At 35.4% G+C, this 21,046-nt stretch carries 17 protein-coding genes; all 17 read right to left on the reverse strand.

The features are described 5' to 3' along the window. Positions 1–94: 94 nt before the first annotated feature. A complete protein-coding gene (locus ACJJVT_RS13395) occupies positions 95–313 on the reverse strand; it encodes a hypothetical protein (protein WP_405399355.1) in 219 nt (72 codons plus the stop codon). Continuing rightward, positions 303–836: a DUF420 domain-containing protein gene (locus ACJJVT_RS13400; RefSeq protein ID WP_405399357.1), complete on the reverse strand. Its 534-nt coding sequence runs from the start codon at positions 834–836 to the stop codon at positions 303–305. Before ACJJVT_RS13400 ends, ACJJVT_RS13395 begins: the two co-directional genes overlap by 11 nt. A 9-nt stretch (positions 837–845) precedes the next feature. Further along, on the reverse strand, positions 846–1,577 hold the full coding sequence (locus ACJJVT_RS13405) for an SCO family protein (RefSeq protein WP_405399359.1): 732 nt from the start codon (positions 1,575–1,577) through the stop codon (positions 846–848). Next, a complete protein-coding gene (locus ACJJVT_RS13410) occupies positions 1,577–2,206 on the reverse strand; it encodes a hypothetical protein (protein ID WP_405399361.1) in 630 nt (209 codons plus the stop codon). The genes ACJJVT_RS13405 and ACJJVT_RS13410 overlap by 1 nt, the downstream gene beginning before the upstream one ends. A 125-nt stretch (positions 2,207–2,331) precedes the next feature. Then, positions 2,332–2,715 carry a cytochrome C oxidase subunit IV family protein gene (locus ACJJVT_RS13415; protein WP_073242389.1) on the reverse strand — a complete coding sequence of 128 codons (384 nt, stop codon included), beginning with the start codon at positions 2,713–2,715 and terminating at the stop codon, positions 2,332–2,334. A 52-nt stretch (positions 2,716–2,767) separates the two neighbouring features. Further along, positions 2,768–3,742 carry a cytochrome c oxidase subunit 3 gene (locus ACJJVT_RS13420; protein ID WP_299797374.1) on the reverse strand — a complete coding sequence of 325 codons (975 nt, stop codon included), beginning with the start codon at positions 3,740–3,742 and terminating at the stop codon, positions 2,768–2,770. A 96-nt stretch (positions 3,743–3,838) separates the two neighbouring features. Further along, complete coding sequence (locus tag ACJJVT_RS13425; RefSeq protein WP_405399364.1) at positions 3,839–4,420, reverse strand: heme-copper oxidase subunit III; 582 nt, start codon at positions 4,418–4,420, stop codon at positions 3,839–3,841. A gap of 2 nt (positions 4,421–4,422) precedes the next feature. Then, entirely contained in the window at positions 4,423–5,325 is a 903-nt protein-coding gene (cyoE, locus tag ACJJVT_RS13430; protein ID WP_405399366.1) for a heme o synthase, read from the reverse strand. A gap of 277 nt (positions 5,326–5,602) precedes the next feature. Beyond that, the gene (locus ACJJVT_RS13435; RefSeq protein WP_073242381.1) at positions 5,603–6,307 is read right to left on the reverse strand and encodes an energy transducer TonB; all 705 of its coding nucleotides are present in this window, start codon (positions 6,305–6,307) and stop codon (positions 5,603–5,605) included. Positions 6,308–6,369: 62 nt separating this feature from the next. Then, complete coding sequence (locus tag ACJJVT_RS13440) at positions 6,370–6,720, reverse strand: VanZ family protein (RefSeq protein ID WP_405401040.1); 351 nt, start codon at positions 6,718–6,720, stop codon at positions 6,370–6,372. A gap of 34 nt (positions 6,721–6,754) precedes the next feature. Continuing rightward, a complete protein-coding gene (gene gcvH / locus ACJJVT_RS13445; protein ID WP_282049208.1) occupies positions 6,755–7,135 on the reverse strand; it encodes a glycine cleavage system protein GcvH in 381 nt (126 codons plus the stop codon). A 134-nt stretch (positions 7,136–7,269) separates the two neighbouring features. After that, a complete protein-coding gene (gene sprA / locus ACJJVT_RS13450; RefSeq protein WP_405399369.1) occupies positions 7,270–14,463 on the reverse strand; it encodes a cell surface protein SprA in 7,194 nt (2,397 codons plus the stop codon). Between the two features lie 5 nt (positions 14,464–14,468). Next, on the reverse strand, positions 14,469–15,050 hold the full coding sequence (gene ruvA / locus ACJJVT_RS13455; RefSeq protein ID WP_073242374.1) for a Holliday junction branch migration protein RuvA: 582 nt from the start codon (positions 15,048–15,050) through the stop codon (positions 14,469–14,471). Between the two features lie 73 nt (positions 15,051–15,123). Beyond that, positions 15,124–17,418: an NADP-dependent malic enzyme gene (locus tag ACJJVT_RS13460; RefSeq protein WP_405399372.1), complete on the reverse strand. Its 2,295-nt coding sequence runs from the start codon at positions 17,416–17,418 to the stop codon at positions 15,124–15,126. Between the two features lie 118 nt (positions 17,419–17,536). Continuing rightward, complete coding sequence (locus ACJJVT_RS13465) at positions 17,537–18,856, reverse strand: MFS transporter (RefSeq protein ID WP_405399374.1); 1,320 nt, start codon at positions 18,854–18,856, stop codon at positions 17,537–17,539. Positions 18,857–19,024: 168 nt separating this feature from the next. After that, entirely contained in the window at positions 19,025–19,945 is a 921-nt protein-coding gene (gene queG, locus ACJJVT_RS13470; protein WP_405401041.1) for a tRNA epoxyqueuosine(34) reductase QueG, read from the reverse strand. A 2-nt stretch (positions 19,946–19,947) separates the two neighbouring features. Further along, the gene (ruvB, locus tag ACJJVT_RS13475) at positions 19,948–20,970 is read right to left on the reverse strand and encodes a Holliday junction branch migration DNA helicase RuvB (RefSeq protein ID WP_405399376.1); all 1,023 of its coding nucleotides are present in this window, start codon (positions 20,968–20,970) and stop codon (positions 19,948–19,950) included. Positions 20,971–21,046: the final 76 nt, after the last annotated feature.

Consider the following 21,046-nt stretch of genomic DNA (forward strand, 5'->3'; position numbering starts at 1 on the left):
TGATTGATGAGCGCGATACAACTATCACACAATCATAAGACTAACCAAAAGGAAGAATGTTACACTATTTGTGAAAAAAAACTATAAAAAAGATTTAAGGCCTCATCTTTTTGTAGATAAAATAGAAAAGACCAGCTACCAAAACATACGGTACAGCCATTAAATAAACGATACCATTATTAATACCTTCGGCTGTTTTACCAGAAGATTCACTTTCTAAAACCGCTCTACACATTGCGCATTGCGCCTCAGCATCTATTGGGATCAACAGAAACATTACAACTACCAATAAGATTATTTGTTTAGTATGCATAGTAGGGAGATATCATTAAATAAACTACAACACCGGTAACGGCAACATACAACCAAACAGGAAATGTATACTTTGCCAATGCTCTGTGATCTTCAAACTTCTTTAAATATGCCATAGCATAAGTTCTCAGCACTAAAGGAATTAATGCAATAGAAAGTACGATATGAGTAATAAGAATAAAATAATAGACGTATTTAATAGCACCTTCACCCCCATAACTAGTAGAGTCTGATGTCATGTGATACGCTATATACATCATAAGAAATAATAAAGACAACGCAATATTGGTTGTCATTAAACTCTGATGCAACTTTTGATTACCATTTTTAATAGCCCAGACAGCTACTAACAGTAATACAGCCGTAATTCCATTTATTGTGGCATAGATTGGAGGCAGAAATGAAAGCGGCTCAACATTAGGCAACTTAACACCAAAAAGAATTGCAACTACTATTGGTATAATAACAGAAACAACTGCAATTAATTTATTAAACTTTTTCTCGTCTTTAACAGTCCCTTGCATACTTCTTACTTATTCTTCTAACAATTTCTGAATATCAACTTTCAGAATCCCTATTTCTTCTGTTTCGCCATGATCATTAACCCCTTTTTCTTCTAAAATAGCACCTCTGTAATATACTATTGGGTTACCAAAGTCATCTATTCTTGATCGTAGGTAACCATCTTTATCTACTAAGGCAAATAAACCCGAATGTTCAAACCCACCAGGAACATCTGGCATTTCGGCCGCAAAAATATTAAAACCTGCATTTGCCAATTCATATATACCATCATGATCACCGGTCATTAAATTCCAGTTTTTATCTTGAATTTGATATTTCTCTTTATAATCTCTCAATACCTGTGGTGTATCAAACTCTGGTGTAATACTAAAAGATGCTATTGCAAAGTCATCAGCATCTTTAAAATGCTTTTGCACATCTACTAAGTTTGTTGTCATTACAGGACAAATGCTTGGGCATCTTGTAAAAAAGAAATCTACTACATATACCTTACCCAAATAGTCTTTATCAGAAACAACAATACTATCTTGGTTCATAAATTCAAAAGCAGGCACTTTTCTTCGTTTCCCATCTAACAATATATAGCCAAGCTTATCGCTACTCTCTTTTGCAGAAACATTTAAACGATCGTTCTCAACTACCGATCCAGAAGACAATCTTTCTACTATTCTTGGCACTACAATGATGCCGAAAATCAGCACAATTAACGAAACCCAAACGTATGTATACTTCTTGTTCATTATTTAGATTGATCAGTATTATTCTTTTTTAATGCAAGCCTGTATTCTGCTAGTACGATTTTTACATCATCGATCATTTTATTATTCAAATCTGAAACGGAGTTAGAATTGAAACCATATTTCGTACCATCATCCTCATCAGCTGACCTACCTCTTAATGTCAAGTCTTTATCTATTATAAAAACATATGAAGTACTGTTATTAGCATCTAATACTATGTCGGTTTTTAAACTATTAAAAAGGTCTTGAATTTGAGTATCATTAGCAGACACGAAATTCCACTTATCATTATCTGCTAGTGTAGCCAGCTCTGTTTTAAGCGCTTCAACTTCACCTTCCGTATCATTGGCAACAACCATAACAAATTGGATGTCTTTAAACTCGTAGAAGCGTTTATATATTTTTTGATTTATATTGAATGCATTACCCTTTCTACCTTCAACATCAGAACCTAAGAAACCTAATATGGTAATTTTACCTTTGAATTTAGCTTCATCAGAAAAATCTATTTCATGAACATTTTTTGTTAGCTGCGATAGCTTACCAAAATTAGTTACCCCAGAAGCAAAGAATAGATACGCCACAATTGGCAGTATAAATAAGACAACAAGAACAAAGGTCTTTTTCATAAATCAGGAAGACTAGTTATTGAAACCATTTAATTAGTTACAATAGATATAATCAATAAATTACAAACTATACAAAAATAAAAAAGACGGTTATAAAACCGTCTTTTAATACTGTTAATTATAACTTAGAAGTTCCAACTTACAAAGCCATCTTTATATACATTATAAATATAATCGGCTTCTACAAGAAGAATAAATGTCAAATAAATAACCAAAAATATTGGTGTCCAAACAATCGCCCTTCTTAATGAAGACTTCTCGTCACGTAAGTGCATAAAATCCCAAGCGATATAATAAGCTTTAACTAAGGTTAATATAATAAAAACCCAGTTGATCAATTTCATACCCAATACATAAGTATCAGTTAATGATGCCGGCTTAATAATACCTAATACCACTTCTACTGCAGTTATAAGCGTTAAAAAAGCTAATACTCCCCAGATTTTCTGTGTGTTAGATTTGAACTTTACAAGTCCTCTAAAAATTTCTAATTTATGTCCGTCTGCCATTTTACTTTAATCTAAAATTCTATTTTCAGTAATGCTGTTTTTCTTAATTGGATTACACTAGGTAGAAGAAGGTAAATACGAATACCCAAACTAAATCTACAAAGTGCCAGTACAACCCGACTTTCTCAACCATTTCATAATGACCTCTTCTTTCATAAGTACCTATAACAACATTAAAGAAAATGATAATATTAATTACTACACCCGAGAATACGTGGAAACCGTGAAACCCTGTAATAAAGAAAAAGAAGTCAGCAAAAAGTCTGCTTCCATATTCATTATGAATCAAGTTAGCACCTTCAACAACTTGTGTTGCCTCTGCCAATTTTGCTAATGAAGCCTTTCTGTCTAAAAGTGTTTTCTCGCCTTCTTCGTTGATTTGTTCAGTTCTGATTAAAATATTAGAATCTGCTTTAAACCCTTCAACAACCTCTGTTAATGAAACACTAGTTAATGTTGGCTCTTGAAAAAACCAAAGTCCGTTCTTTCTTTCGTGAATAATTCTATCATCTGGTATAGACGCTGCGAAATCTGCTAACGAAGCTCTCTCACCTGTATCAGCTTTTACAAATTGTAATATTCTACCACCTTTAGTTTCTAAAGCACCATGGTCACCTTTAATAAAAGTACCCCATTCCCAAGCTTGAGAACCAACGAAGATGATACCTCCTATTACAGTAGCGAACATATACCATATAACCGCATTCTGTTTCATTTTATGACCAGCATCAACTGCTAAAACCATAGTTACAGATGACATGATCAAAACAAAAGTCATAAGTGCAACATAAATCATGGGGTAATTTCCATGAAAGAAAGGAACGTGTGTAAACACTTCGTCCGCTATTGGCCATGTTTCAATAAATTTAAATCTTGAAAAGCCGTATGCTGCTAAAAATCCAGAGAAAGTTAACGCATCCGATACAAGGAAAAACCACATCATCATTTTTCCATAGCTTGCTCCTAAAGGCTGGTTGCCACCACCCCATACGCTTGTTTCCGTTCCCGTAGTCACCGTAGAATTCATATACTAATTATCGTTTTAATAAAACTTTAGCAAATTTACATTTTTTTGAACTATTTAAAAACGCAATTTGACTCAAAACTAACTTTGATACACTTTTTATTTCACAAAGAACATAAATAACACCAAATAGACCCATAATAAATCTAAGAAATGCCAGAATGTTGCCCCTAAGGTAACACCTAAATAGTTCTCTTTACTATATTTTCCTTTGTTTTGATTGTACAACACCACCAATAATGATATCATACCCGCCACAACATGCACTACATGCACCATTGCAATCAAAAAGACATAAGATACTTTTATACTACTTGTAGGTCCTGTGAAGTAGTATCCTTCGGATACTAATTGAGAAAAACCCGAGAACTGTAGAAAAATAAAAAGCACTCCTAAACCTAACGTTGCCAATAGCCATTTAGTACCGCTTGCATTTTTACCTTCACTAATTGCTTTCTTTGCCATCATATAGCTAAGACTACTAACAATGATAACTATAGTACTATATAGAAAAGAATTTGGTAGCGTAATGTCGCTAGACCAGTCTTCTCGCGAACTACTTACAATATAAGCACTTGTCCACCCTGCGAAACCCATTAATAGGCTGATAATACCAAACCAAAGCATCATCTTTTTTGCCCTTGCATTTTTCTCTGCCGCCGTACCTTGTGTTAAATCCATAATTAAGCTAAAAATTTATCTATTACGTAAACTATTTGCATCAGTGTAATATAACTGACACTTGCCAACATTAATTTTCTTGCCGAAACATTATCTCTTTTTCTATACAATTGAAAAGCAAAACCTAACATAACAGCACCCATTAAAAAGATTAGTACTGCAGCAACTATCGATAATTGAAGCCTACCTGTAATACCAAAAACCGGAATTATTGAAACTGCCATCATCCAAATAGTATACATTATTATCTGCAATACCGTTGCTGCATCTTTTTTCCCTGTCGGTAACATTTTAAATCCACCAGCGGTATAATCATCATCTAACATCCATCCTAATGCCCAAAAATGAGGGAATTGCCAGAAAAATTGAATCATAAATAATGTACCGGGCTCTATACCAAAATCATCAGTAGCAGCCACCCAACCTAACATAAAAGGTATTGCCCCAGGTATTGCACCTACAAACACTGCTAGCGGAGTAATTGTTTTTAAAGGAGTATAAACACTCGTATATAGAAATATAGAAATTGCCCCAAACATTGCTGTTTTAGGATTCAAAAGATAGAGTGATAATATACCGACCAGTGTTAGTACAATTGCCAAAGTCATTGCCGTATTAACAGACATACGACCTGTAGGTATGGGTCTATTTTTAGTACGCTTCATTAAAGCGTCTAAATCTTTTTCTATAATTTGATTATACGCGTTACTGGCACCAACCATGCAATACCCTCCAAAAGCAAGAAGCAAAACTTGAAACCATTGTATTTCGTAAGCACCTAAAAAGTAACCTGCTATCGAAGAAAAAACGACACTAACAGCCAATCTAGCTTTGGTAATCTCCTTAAAATCGGCAAAAATCAATGCAAAAGCACTTTCTTTTTCCGAACCAACAGCCGTTTTCATACTCTTTTTTATAGATCTGCAAAGATAACCCCCAAGTCATATTTCTGCAACCTAAAAGCTTTATTTCTAGTATTATTGACCTTGTTAAAAATCAAACCTCAAATACAACTATTAAATGACTGAGTTAAATACGGTACAGTAAGTAGTTGTCAACTTTCAACATATAGACCAGTTTCTAATATTATATAAGTAATAATCTCTAGGGAAAGTTTAAAGCAAAAAAAATCCCGAGCAAATTGCTCGGGATTTTTTATATGATTAAAACAGTAACTAAATACTATTGTAATTTAAAGTTAATTGGAATACTAAAAGGAACACGTACTGCTCTACCTCTTTGCTTACCAGGAGTCATTTTAGGTAATTTACTGATAATTCTCGCAGCTTCTTTTTCTAAGTTTTTATCTGGTCCACGCATTCTAACGTTACCGATACTACCATCTTTTTGAATTACGAACATTACACTAACTCTACCTTGAACACCCATTTCTTGAGCAATTTCTGGGTAACGGAAGTTTTTACCAATGTGTTTTTGAATCATTTTGTTAAAACAAGCTCTTTTATCGCTCTCGTTCTCACAACCTGGAAAAACAGGTACATCTTCAATAACTGCAAAAGGTACATCTACATCTTCTTCAATTTCATCAACAACAACATCGTCAACCTCAACGATTTCTTCTTCTTGACTAGTTTCTGTAGACTCGATTACAGTTTCTTCTACCTCTTCTTCATCTTCTACAACCTCGATAATTTCAGGTGCAGCTGGTGGTGGTGGAGGTGGTGGAGTTTTGATTTGTTCTGTCATTGGAACCTCTTCATCTAAAAGATCATCCACATTCATAGAAATATCATAATCATTTACCTCATCATACGTTTTCCATTCAAATGCTACGAAAGTAAATAGCATTACCACGAATAAACCGATAACGAAATAAAGACTGCTGTTCTTTGTTAAATCCGCCTTTGGATTCTTTTTAGGTTCCATATATATTCAATTTAGTGATTGCTAATTTAACTAATTAATCCATAAAAATGCAACTAAAATTTTCATTTTAACGAGGGCACCCGAAAAAATATAAATCTAACAGCCAACATTCCAACAATCGCTCCGGTAGAATTTGCAAGCGCATCTAGCGGATCTCCGTGTCTATCAGCGGTAGCTACATGTTGTAATACTTCAATAATTATGCCGTACAGTATAGCAAATAAAACAATGTACCACAATAACTTAGACCTACCTACACCTTGCTCTTTGCTCTTAGGTATTGCCAAGTAACCTAGCACTACCATTACAGAGTAAAAGGTAAAATGTACAGCCTTATCCATATGCGGAATATTGAACCTTGAGGTACCAATTCCTGAAAAAGAAAATAAGCTGGAAAATGTTACAAACATCATCCAGCTTATGAAAAGTACTTTATAAATAGTGTTTTTAACCACCTATTATCTCTTTATATGCAGCATCGCTAAGCAAATCTTCTAATTCGCTAGCATCGCTAAATTTAATTTTCACCATCCAACCGTCACCATATGGATCAGAATTTACTTTTTCTGGCTCGTCTTCTAGTGCTTCGTTGAACTCAACAATTTCACCAGATAAAGGAGAGAATAAGTCAGAAACAGTTTTTACTGCTTCTACCGTACCAAAAATAGCTTCGCGATCCAATGTTTCGTCTAGGGTATCGACTTCTACATAAACAATATCACCTAATTCACCTTGTGCGAAATCTGTAATACCTACAGTAGCAACATCACCTTCTATCTTAACCCACTCGTGATCTTTCGTATATTTTAATTCAGCTGGTATATTCATTATAGTCGTTTATTATTTTTTTACTTCGGCAAATGTAAAGTTTTCAACTTAGGTTATCAAAACATTTACCAATGTTATCATATGTTTAATAAGGGTACATAAAATATGTAGTCAACTTTTACAAAGTTGCGGTATTAGTTACCAAAATTGTATCGAATTGTAAATCCGGTATTAATAGTTGTTTGTGGAAAAGCGGTCGAGACTGCAAATTGAGAGAACGAATGATCGTAAAAGAACAATGCATTTAAGTTCTTACTTAAGGCGTAATCTGCCGTAAACTTCAGCGACATTAAATTCTGACCAGAAGTAATTTGGTTATTATTGATGTCTAAATTTCTAATAATAGTAATATTATCTCGTAAGGTGACATCAGCTTTTAAGTTTAAGTCACCCTTTAACCTTGTTTTGTTACCACCAATATTCGTTACAAATTTTACATCTTTAAAACGATACCCTAACCCAACTGTATATTCTTTACCGTTGATTTCGGTCATTAAATCATTATCGAAACTTAAAGATAATGCTCTATCTGTTCTTACTTCTGCTAAAACACTAACAGAATTCTTCATTTCAAAATCTACACGAATTAATGGATTAAATTGATCCGTTAGTACCACATTATTTAAAATTAAATCTGGTAAAATGTTTCCATTTTCGGCATTGATAAGTTCAATAGTAGGATCTAATCTTCTATCACTGATCAACTGCACCTTCTCTAAATTCGTTTGGTACGAGTTAATACTATATGATGCACGATACCCATGACTCAAAGAAAAACGCTTGAATTTCTTTTTAAACCATTTACTTTTCATTAAACCAGTATACTTAATACTCCAGTTCGGTATTGGAATATCTCTAAACGTATCTAAGTTTACACGTTTAGCATCTTGACCAGTATACGCTGAAAAGAATGCCGGTAATAAAACACTTTGTTGTGTTTTTCCATATCCTTCAGGAAACTCACCATTCGCATCAACAGGTATACCTTGTTCGACTGCTATTCTATTTGCAATCGTAATTCTATTATCCTGAAACTCTTGAAAAGTACTAGAATCAAATTCATCACTTTTACCAAAAGCGGTACCAATCATCATAGTAGAAATACTAAAGCTACCATAGTTGTTACCCAACTGCAGGTTGTATTCTTGGTCAACCACATTAAAATTCTCTTGATAACTGTCAGAATACTGTCTATCTGCTACCAAATCAATCGTAATATCTTTTGTTGGTTGTGCAGTTGCGGTAATATTCAATTGTTTATTTGTTCTTTGGATGAATTGCTCGTTGAACTCTTGATACCCCGTAAGCCAACCATTTCTAGCCGCTTCGTACCTAACATCTGACTGACTACCGAACAAGAAACCAATAGTAGGTTTAGTTGTACCGACGAACCCAACAGATTGTGTATATCCAGGTAGTACAGTACCATTATTCTCACTGTAATTAAAGTTCAATCGTTTCACCATAGTAACGACATCTACGACCGTATTGAATAAATCACTTGTTTTACCTTTAATTTTCTCTTGATCTTCAGATAATGCACCCGACTTATCTCTACGTATCGGTCCTGTAGCAGAAGCTTTTGGAGCTTTACGTTTTTTAAGTCCGATTAAGTCATAGAACTTTTGCATGCTCAAAGACGATGTTATCGTATGCGTATTTGCATTCTGTACTGTATTTATATATTCACCAGCTACCTCAAACAATGCGTCGCCACCTCTTTGCCAATCGAAATTACTGGTATACGAGTATTGTGTACTTATAAAATCTAACGCAGGTATCTTAGAAAAAGGTACTTCATAATTCAACTGCATTTGTTGAGAATGTCTATTCGGTTCACCAACATCAAAGAAGCCGTCCCACAAGCCAAGTTCATTTCTTATTCTATCGGCAGATTCTAAAGGCTCATCTTCGTTTAGATAATTTCTAACAATATTATTATTCGAACCAGTAAGATTTAATCGTAACGATTTTGTCAAATCATAGTTGATAGCATATTGCCAATTAAATAAATAATTACGCTGCTGCAACTCTGGTAATGCAATTCTATCTTCACCATCAGTATACACATCTCTAAAACGCTGTGCATTAAATTGCCTATTAATATTAGAAGTAACACCAATATTGGACGGTAATAAATTTAAGTTCAGATCTTTTAGCCATTGCCAGTATTTACCTGTAAAAAGGGAGTCTTTTTTAGCAAACGGAGCAACTTCTACCGGTTCAAAACTGTGATTGTACACAAAACCAGTATTCACATTTTGCTCTTTTAGCTCAGCAATTTCAAAATCTCTATGATCAGTTTCGTTGTAACTATAATTAAATGTAAAGTTTTCAATATCGTAGAAGTTAGCATCTGCCTCTTCGCCACGATCTTTTCGAACACCAATTAAGTTGATACTCGTTCGCTTTGTATAATCTTCAGCCTGCTCTAAAACTTCATCTTTACCCTCTTGGGTAGCTTCAGCCGCAATTCTATCGTCTAATTTTAAATCATCATATACAGGATCAAACTCAGGCGTAATCATCTGCTCTGAAATTCCGTAATTGAATGGTAATTGAATTCCCCATTTCTTAGGAAGCAATTGTCCGACATTAACATTGGTAACTACATCGTAAGAAATAACATCTTCACGAGCACGTTCATTTGGCATTTGATCTATAGAACCAAAACCAGAAGTACTTTTACTACCGGTTGCACTAAAATTGGCAAAATCGGCAATATTACCATCAACTGCAGCAATTGCAGCCCAGCCACCATTATTATCTAAACCAGCTAAACGAAGTTCATTGAACCAAACCTCACCTCTTGCAGGTAAAATATCTTGATTTTTTATACCCACCATCATGGTACGTATACTACCTAAAGACGGGTTACCCTTAATACCAATACGTATTCTACCAGGAGCACGAACATCGAACTCACCCACAGGTATAACTTCGCCGTTTTCAATTTCAAAGAAACGAACATCACTAAGATCACCATCGGCAATCCATTGCGATTTTACTTTTGTTAAATCACTAAGTAAAATGTTCATCTCATTATTCTCTGGCCATACCTCATCATCTGCAACCGCAGTAAAAGGCGTAAACTCTAACGGTAATTCTATTTGATAGTAGTTTTGGGTAAAATCTGTTCCCATACGCAAGAAACCTACTAAAGGCGTAGAAGTATCTGCATAATCACTATCTATAATTTTTTCGGCATGTATGAACATTTTCATTTTCTCATACTGACGAATGTCAACATTCAAGTTTTTAAATACACCACGCGAATCTTCAGACTCTAAATTAGACACGGTCAACGAAAGAGATTGCTCGTTCTGGCGTATAATGGTATTGTTATTATTTAATTGTTCTCTAATAACACCTGGCGGCAATACATAAGGTATCGGCGTTCTACTGCTATTTTCTTCAATATTTACCGTATTAACATCTAAGGTAGTACCATCATCAGAAGGATCACTATCAATGTTTTTATCTTGTAAGGTACTGGTATATGTACGCCAATCTCCTCTAACTAAATCTAATGTAGCAAAACGTAAAATGGTTGGACTATTAAAACCAGTCATATACATTCTCATAAAACTAATAGACCTAAAATCTGTAATACCACCTACAGCATCGGTAAAATCACTTAACGGAATTTTATATTGGATCCAACGGTAGTTTACGTCATCACCATTAGGTATTCTAATATCTCCGCTTGCTGTACCTTCAATAATGTCGGTTACATACTCGTCATTAATTGTAGTATTAGGCTTTATTGAAATTCGATATTCGTAATAACTATTAACCGTATTCATGGTTAAATCTCTATCAACATCTTCCACATCTGGCAATGTTGTAGAACCCCTATCAGTATTGGTTACCGTTACAGGCGAATTCCCTTGAGGGTTATTAAAATCTAAATATCTATCTAAAATACTACCATCTCTATTTAGGTAATACCCGTAGTTATCTAATGCAGGATCATCACCACCGTTATTCGTATATACATCCGCTTCACGTACATCATCTAAACCGTCAAAACCAATATCCTGTAAACCTCTGTTGTTTTCATCTGCATCAAAAGCATACACCAAAGATTGTGTTGCCGGCACCTCTCCCCAAGAAGTAGGCGAAACAAAATCGTTACTATTTACGCCCGGCAATCCGTTTTCATATTGCTTTTTACCATCACGTAAAATATCTTCAGAAATATTACCAAGGTTAAAAACCAATTCACCTGGACCGTTAGCAATACCATCAACATAAGGATCCATTACCCAAAACTGAACAAATTCAACATTACTTTGTTCAAAATCTGTACTACTTAAAGAACGCATCATACCACCCCACTTTTCAGTTGGAGCTTCAGTTTCAAAATCAGGATTGTTATTATACGGACCTTTAGCTGTCGGATAATACACCATATCTAAAGTAGACTGAACCTGGGTCTGCCCTTGAGCAACATCAGTCTCAGGAAAAACTTCATCGATATAAACTCTACGCGTAGCGTTTGTTGAAATATCATCATCACTAATCTCAGCAGGTCTTTGTGTAGTAAAGAATATTGGATCAATAGTATACCAAGATAACTTAGCTCTACCATAACCGTTTAATAGGTTATTTAAATCTTCTGGCGAACTACCAAATGGTTGATCCGAATTACCAAATTCTAATGGCATACTAGCAAGAGACCACCCAAGAGATGCTCTAATATCTATCAAGGCCTGTGCCCCTTCAAAATCATCTAAATACGTAGTTGTCTCCCCTTCAAAATCAGCATTTTTAGGTGAGCTTGGTATTAATGCGGCCATTTCTGCCCTAACAGAAATATTAGAAGGCACATCGGTATCTATATTTGGCAACTTATTCACCATACGGGTCAAGAAAGGTACCTCTGTAGAGAAATTAGTATTTAATCCGAATATAGTATTGTTTACAGATTCTACTCCGTATGTAGATTTCTGCGTTAACGGTCGTTCGTTCATATTTAACAATGTACTGCCCAAAACAAATTTCTCATTGAATTGATGTTCAACATTTACACCCGTAAAACGACGTGTTTGTTGTCCGAATACTGCATTATTTTCTACAGAAATATTAATAGGCACATTAGAAGCCTCTAAACTAGGATCTAATATTTGCACCGTACCTGATTGATAGTTTACCGTATAATCGATACCCTCTTGCAAGGTTCTACCGTTTGCAGTTACCGTTACCGAACCTTGAGGTACGTTAAAAGCACCAATAGAAATACCATTACTACCTTCTGATTTATATGAACCTTTTAATATGAATTTATTTTTTTCAGGATCTTGTAGTGCCGCTGTTTTGGTTAAAGAGTACATATCTCTAAATACATACTGCTCTTGATTGGCGTTATAACCAGAAGTAACATTATACTGACCACTATTACCATTCTGTAGTTTTTCATATAAGTACTCCCCAAAAGGTTCTACTTTGGTAAAGATGATACGACCATTCTGCACATCTATCGTTTGACCACTTATAAAATCGAAGAAACCATCACCACCTGGTTGAATATCATTATAGACATTCAATCTATCTAAATTGAAGACATTTAGAAGAATACTTTCTTCCAACCCTTCAGGCCAACCAGAACCGGGACCTTCCTCAATAGGAGTAATATAGTTTCTTGGAGTAGGATCAGAATATAGAATATTCATTTTAAAATCTTCCTCACTTAAACTATACGCGCCAGTTGCGTAAATATTCTTCATCATCAAGTCCCAAATAGGATCAGTGATATTGGTAATATTACTTTTAAGAAGTTTAAGAATTAAGGTATTATTTTCTATAACTGTATTTACCGTCTGTGTAACCGTGGTAGCCTCAATACCGCCATTTGCAAATTCACCAACTTGGTATACCTGACCTTGAAATGTGTACTGATATGCAACACCTAAAACCTCATCGTTACTTAAACGTTGGTTTAATGAAATATAACCTAACTGTGTATTGAAATCGAAATCTCTACCTTGCTCTAACTTTCTAGCATTTTCTAAATAGGCATAATCAAAACCTTGATTAGGAGAATACCCACCTGCGAAACTACCAGCATTGAATCCGCTTTCTACAGTGGCGATTTCCCTAATGTTATCATTTAACGCACCATTATTGGTAAGAATTAAAGCCGGGTCATAATCATTGGCGTTGTTTCTAGGTCTTAAATCTGCAGGACCATTAAAGAATCCGCCACCACTACCGTTACTCTGACCAACTCTGGTCTTCGTAATATCTGATTCACCTAAATCTTGAATTGCCACAACATTACGCACATTTAGTGTCTGTTGCGTTCTGTTGGTAATCCAAACTTCTATACGGGTAATCTGTACCTGACTTTTTATATAAGGATAAGAAGAAAGTGCTTCGTCGTAGTTATCTCTAAAATACTGCGCTAAAAAGAAGTGTCTATTTTCATCATAGTCTAACGCCGTTAAAGAAAAATCATTTAATGTACCACCGCCTTGTGCAACTACTGTATTGTTTTGCGAACGCTGCTCAGAAAAAACAGCTGTTACCGAAGTTTTACCAAATTGTAGTTTCGTTTTTACACCAAATAAACTCTGTGCACCAGAAATTAGCGAACTATTAAGTGGCATGTTTACATTACCAACTTCTATAGATTGAATAATATCATCTTCTGTTGGCGTATAATCTAACTTTACAATATTCTGAAAATCGAAAGTTGCTTCTGTATCGTAATTGGCAGTTACTTGTAAACGCTCCCCTATTTGACCCAACATACTAAGACTAATACGTTGATCAAAATCAAAAGATAGATTCGTTCTATTTCTTGGTGATAAAGAAGGATTATCATTTTTCTGCCAGATAACTCCTAAATCCATCGCAACAGATCCTTGCGGAATTATCTCGATAGTATTACCGCCAAAAATGGTTGAAAAGAAATCGTTATTTACATAAAAATTAGGAAGTAAGTTTTTACGAGCTTCTTCACTACCTTCTTTTTTACCTGAATAAGCATCAGATTTTTCCTTGAAATATGATTTTATTCCTTCTTCCCTAATCAATTTAAAATACTGATCTGGTGTAAGAATTACAGGATATCCGATATTAAAATCACCCACACTTTCATTATAGATATAACGATCAAGTTTCGGGTCATAAATATATTTTGACACGATACTTTCTGGATTCTCAATTAGAATTCTACCCAGATCATATCCTGTTTTTACCGAATCAATTTCCTGTTCTTCTGTTTCTTGCGCCACAACAGTTGTTATGGAACCCAAAAACATAAAGAATACAAAGATGTGCTTAAAAGAAATTTTAAGAAATTTAGTTACCCCGTTTTTCAAACTTATTACAAATTTTTGAGCGCGAGTTTAATTATATTCTCGACACTTAGAGAAGCATCTTGACTAAGCACTTTATCGACAACCCTCTCTGATTGTTTACGTGCGAAGCCTAGAACTTCTAAAGCAGATAACGCTTCATCTTTATTTGTATTGTTTATACTTAGTGAAAGTTCGTCTATATCGTAAACTTTTAAGACCTTATCTCTAAGATCTAAAATTACACGCTGTGCGGTTTTCGCTCCTATACCTTTTACGGCTTGTATTGATGCAACATCACCGTTAGCAATAGCATCTCTTACTTGAGAAGGAGACATAGATGAAAGCATGGTTCTGGCTATACTTGACCCAATACCTGAAACAGATAGCAATAATCGGAATATTTCACGTTCAGATTTTTCAACAAAACCGAACAACGTGTGAGAATCTTCCTTCACTTGAAGGTGCGTAAAAACCGAGATGTTTTCTTGCTCTGGCAGCTTTGAAAAAGTGTTTAAAGAAATATTTACAAAATAGCCGACACCACCACATTCGATAATAACATGAGTTGGGTTCTTCTCTACTAGTTTTCCTCTTAAGTGATGTATCATGGTTTTTTAAAATTAAAAAGGGAAAGAAGTATGTCTACCAATTTCCCTATTTGAGTTATTATTTAATTAAATATTATTTTGAACCTTTAGCTTTCTTGCGCTTTTCACGCTCTTGAGCATCAATTACAGCAACAGCCGCCATGTTTACTATTTCGTCTACACTGGCACCTAATTGCATAATATGAACCGCTTTTCTTAAACCGACCATTATCGGACCAATAGAATCTGCACTGTTCAACTCCTTTAAAAGCTTATATGTAATATTCGCCGATTCTAAATTCGGAAATATTAATGTATTCACTTTTCTACCCGCTAGTTTAGAGAATGGAAACTTACTCTCATGAAGTTCTCTGTTTAAAGCAAAATCGGTTTGTATTTCACCATCAACCACCAAATCAGGTTTCGTTTCATGAAGAATACGAACCGCTTCCCTGACTTTTTTAGCATTAGGGTGCGTTGAAGAACCAAAGTTAGCATAGCTCAACATTGCCAACACTGGATCAAAACCGAAATTAGCAGCAACGTTCGCTGTCATTTGTGCAATATCTGCAAGCTCTTCAGCATTAGGCTCTATATTAATAGAAGTATCCGCTAAAAATAATGGACCCCTATCGGTAATCATAATATTCACCGTTGCTACTTTTTTAACTCCGCTTGCTCTACCAATAACTTCTAAAATTGGCTTTACTACCGTAGGGTAAGCTCTTGAGTAACCAGAAATCATTCCGTCTGCATCACCTTCAAGAACCATCATCGCACCAAAATAGTTACGCTCTCGCATTTTTATTTTTGCACTGTAAAAAGTTACACCGCTACGTTTGCGACTTTCCCAATATTTAGTAGCATAACGAATATGACGTTCGTCGAACTCCTCTGAGATAGGATCAATAATTACCAAGTCGGCATCGAACTCCAACTCTTTCTTCAATTCAAGAATAATTTCTTTTCTACCCAAAAGAATAGGAATAGCAATACCCTCTTCATGAACTATTTGAGCCGCCTTTAAAACATCTAAATGATCAGCTTCGGCAAATACTATTCGCTTGGCATTACTACGTGCTCTACCATGTAATAATCGAACAACCTTATTATCGTTACCCGAACGAAGCATAAGCTCTTCTCTATATTTATCCCAATCATCAATTGGCGCTTTTGCAACACCACTCTCTATAGCAGCTTTAGCTACTGCAGGTGGTATTTCATATATTAATCGCTGATCAAAAGGCTTAGGTATAATATATTCCTTTCCAAAAGTTAATCTTGTTTCTCCGTATGCAATGTTTACTTGCTCAGGTACCGGTTGTCTTGTTAAGTCTGCCAAAGCTTTTACAGCTGCCATTTTCATAGCCTCATTTATTGCAGTAGCCCTAACATCTAAAGCCCCTCTAAATATGAATGGAAAACCAAGTACATTATTTACTTGATTAGGATGATCAGATCTTCCCGTTGCCATTATAATATCTTTTCTGGTAGCAACCGCTAAATCATAAGCTATCTCTGGATCCGGGTTAGCCATTGCAAACACAATAGGATTCTCAGCCATGGATAGTAACATATTCGGAGTTACTACATTTGCTATCGATAGACCAACGAATACATCGGCATCTACCATAGCTTCATCAAGCGTGTTTATTTTTCTGTCGGTAGCGAATTCTTTCTTTGCTGGCGATAAATTATCGGCATCTTTTCTAATGACACCTTTACTATCGAGCATTACTATATTCTCTGCCTTTGCACCAAATGCTTTATATAATTTTGTACATGAAACAGCCGCAGCACCCGCACCACTTATTACAATGCGTACTTCGTCCATTTTCTTTTTAGAAATCTCTAATGCATTCAATAAAGCAGCTGCAGAGATTATAGCCGTACCATGTTGATCATCATGCATTACAGGAATATCTAACTCCTCTTTCAACCTTCGTTCAATCTCAAAAGCTTCAGGCGCTTTTATATCTTCAAGGTTAATTCCACCAAAAGTTGGTGCGATCATCTTCACAGTTTCAATAAACTTATCTACATCTTCTGTATCTACCTCAATGTCAATACCATCGATATCTGCGAAAATTTTAAACAGAAGACCTTTACCTTCCATTACAGGTTTTGAAGCCTCCGGACCAATGTTTCCTAATCCTAATACAGCTGTACCATTAGAAATAATGGCAACCAAATTACCTTTAGAGGTGTATTTATATGCGTTGTCTTTATCCTTTGCTATCTCTAAGCATGGCTCTGCTACACCAGGCGAATAAGCCAGAGCAAGATCACGTTGTGTACTATAAGGTTTTGTGGGAACTATTTTTATTTTACCAGGCTGTGGTTTTGCATGATAAATAAGTGCTTCTCTTCTTAGCTTTTCATTGCTCATACTCTTCTATTTAAAAAAACAAATTTAAAGGTATTCTGTAAGAAAGCGTTAAGCGAATCGGTATTTATACAAACAAAATAAATTGTTCTAATTAAATGGCTCAAAGTGGCATATCAAATTACAATTCAGAAGCCTTCTCTTTATTTGGCACATTAAGGCGTAAGGCTAGAAAACCTGAGATTGCGAAAAATGCACCAGCAAATAACATGGCGTTAATGGCATTATTACTAAGCAAGTATTTATAAATAGGACCAAAAGTTAGTGTCTCAATACCCATAGGAATCACAATCATCATATTTAATATCCCCATATAAACCCCACGTCTTTCTTGGGGAACCACTTTTGATACCATGGTATAAGGTATACCCATCATTGCCGCCCAACCAATACCAAAAAGTACCATTGGCACTAAAACCATAATTGGATCTGTGATATACGGGATTGTAAATAATGAAATAGCAGTACCGAACAGGCTTAATGCATATATTTTTTTACCACCATATTTCAATGTAAGTGGCACCAAAGCCAAAGCGACTACCATAGTCACTATATTATAGGTCAAACTCATTTGTGCAGATTGTGAGGCTGCTTCTCCCGTAGTGTATCCCATTGTCAATTTAAACAATGGCGTAGTATACTGCCAGTAAATAAATAAAGCATACCATTGAAATAAATATACTGCACCAACTCTCCACATAAACTTGGGCATTTTCTTTATAGATTCTGCAATTTCCTTAAAAGGCAAAGCAATGCGCTCAGTTAACGGCTTAGCTTTTGCATTATTAATCGCTGTCAATTCTTCTGATGAAGGCGGAATTTCTGGAGTTTTTAAAACTGAATAAAGGATTGTAGTAATCGAAAGAATTGCACCAATATAAAATGAGTAGTACAACCAAGTCGGTATCGTTCCTGCAACTTCAACAGATTCACCTCCAAATAAATATTGGAATAGTACAATAGATCCATTTGCTAAAAGTATACCTGCACCCACAAACAAACTTTGCATTTGATAACCTAAACTCAATTGTTTCTCAGGAAGTTTATCACCAACAAAAGCCCTGTAAGGCTCCATTGCCATATTGTTACCTACGTCAAGAATCCAAAGTAAACCAACAGCAAACCATAAAACGGGACTCGTTGGGAAAGCGAATAAACATAAACTACCCAAAATTGCCCCAATCAAGAAAAAAGGCTTTCTTCTACCCCAGCGTTCTGACCATGTTTTATCTGAAATAGCCCCAATTATAGGTTGTACAATCAAACCCGTTACCGGACCAGCGATATTTAAAATAGGAAGCATATCTTCTGGGGCACCTAGATATAAGAAAATAGGATTAATAGCGGTTTGCTGCAACCCGAAGCTATACTGGATTCCTAAAAAACCAACATTCATATTAAATATCTGCCAGAAACTTAGACTTGGTTTATTGAACTTCATGTACGAGATCAGTTAATTAATTGGTGATACGTTTTAGTACATTCTCACAAAACCTATAGTATTATTTCGGAAAACGTAATTTTCAACGACTACCAATATAATATAATTAAGACTGTTCTAGTACATTACTATTCAGAAAATCGAACGAAAACGATTGAGAAGTTTCAATTATTTTAAAAACTCAATATTTCTTGTGAGTCCGTCGAACTTCGTTCGCTTAACCGCAGATTCCTTGAACACTTTTTGAAAGACATCGACAGTTATTTCTTCCCAGTCTTTTTTAGTCATACTCAGCAGGTCTGGATTAGGGTTGAATAATGGTTCATTATGTGGTTTCGAAAACCGATTCCAAGGGCAAACATCTTGGCAAACATCACAGCCAAACATCCAATCATCAAAAGAACCTTTCATTTCGTTTGGCAGTTCATTTTTTAACTCAATCGTAAAATAAGAAATACACTTACTACCATCAACCACGTACGGATCAACAATTGCCTGTGTTGGGCAGGCATCTATACAGGCGGTACAGGTACCACAATGATCGGTTACCGCATGGTCATATTCTAATTCTAAATCAACTATCAACTCTGCTATAAAATAAAAAGAGCCAACTTGCTGGGTGAGTAAATTGCTATTCTTACCTATCCATCCTAGCCCACTTTTTGCTGCCCAAGCTTTATCTAATACAGGGGCAGAATCTACAAAAGCACGACCATTGACCTCGCCTATTTCCTCGGTAATAAATTCTTGTAACTGTCTTAGCTTTGTTTTGATGATATGGTGATAATCTTGACCATAGGCATATTTTGAAATCTTATAAGAATCATCGGTTTGCGTTTCTTCTGGATAGTAATTTAATAAAAGAGAAATAACCGACTTAGAGCCTTCGACCAATAATCTCGGATCTAATCTTTTATCGAAATGATTCGCCATATAGCTCATTTCGCCATTCATATTTTTATTCAACCACTTTTCTAACCTAGGTGCTTCTTCTTCTAAAAAATCTGACTTGGATATACCACATGATAAAAAACCGAGGCGTTTGGCTTCGGTTTTAATACTATTTGTCCATTTAGATTTTATGTCGATACTCAAAACAAGCCGGGTTGAATTCCTCCTTTTATTCTACCAAGGTGTTTGTAAGCCAATTCGGTTACTTCACGACCACGAGGAGTTCTCATGATAAATCCTTGCTGAATTAGAAAGGGCTCATAAACTTCTTCAATAGTTTCTGCACTTTCAGAAACAGCTGTAGCCAAGGTACTAATACCTACAGGACCACCTTTAAACTTATCAATAATAGTGGTTAGAATTTTGTTATCCATTTCATCTAGCCCATGTGCATCTACATTTAATGCCTTTAAACTAAATTTTGAAATTTCCATATCAATAGAGCCATTTCCTTTTATCTCTGCAAAATCACGCACTCTTCTAAGTAACGCATTACAAATTCTAGGTGTCCCTCTACTTCTACCGGCAATTTCTATGGCTGCATCTTGAGTAATGGGTACACGTAATATTTCTGCACTACGTTCAACAATGGTCGAAAGCAATTCGGTAGAATAATATTGTAACCTACTTTGAATGCCAAATCGCGCACGCATTGGCGCAGTCAATAATCCAGATCGGGTGGTAGCACCAATCAATGTAAACGGATTCAAATTAATCTGAACAGACCTAGCATTCGGCCCAGATTCTAACATGATATCAATCTTATAATCTTCCATTGCAGAGTATAAATACTCTTCTACAATAGGGCTTAATCTGTGAATTTCATCAATAAACAAAACATCGCGTTCATCTAAGTTGGTAAGCAGTCCGGCTAAATCGCCCGGTTTATCCAAAACAGGACCGGAAGTAATCTTAATCCCTACACCCAACTCATTCGCAAGAATATTTGCCAGCGTAGTTTTACCTAAACCTGGGGGACCATGAAACAAGGTATGATCCAAGGCCTCTCCTCTTCTATTTGCAGCTTCCACAAATACCTTAAGGTTTTCAAGCACTTGTTCTTGACCTGTAAAATCGTCAAAATTTATGGGTCTCAATGCTCTTTCAATGTCTAGTTCCTCATTAGAGAAACCTTCAGTAGATGGGTCTAAATACTCGTTCATACACTAACAAAGATAGACAAACACGAGATAACTTTACTCGTATACTACCAGCAAATTGAATTTATCAGAATACCTA

The organism is Maribacter sp. Asnod2-G09, assembly GCF_045063795.1.
GTDB lineage: Bacteria > Bacteroidota > Bacteroidia > Flavobacteriales > Flavobacteriaceae > Maribacter.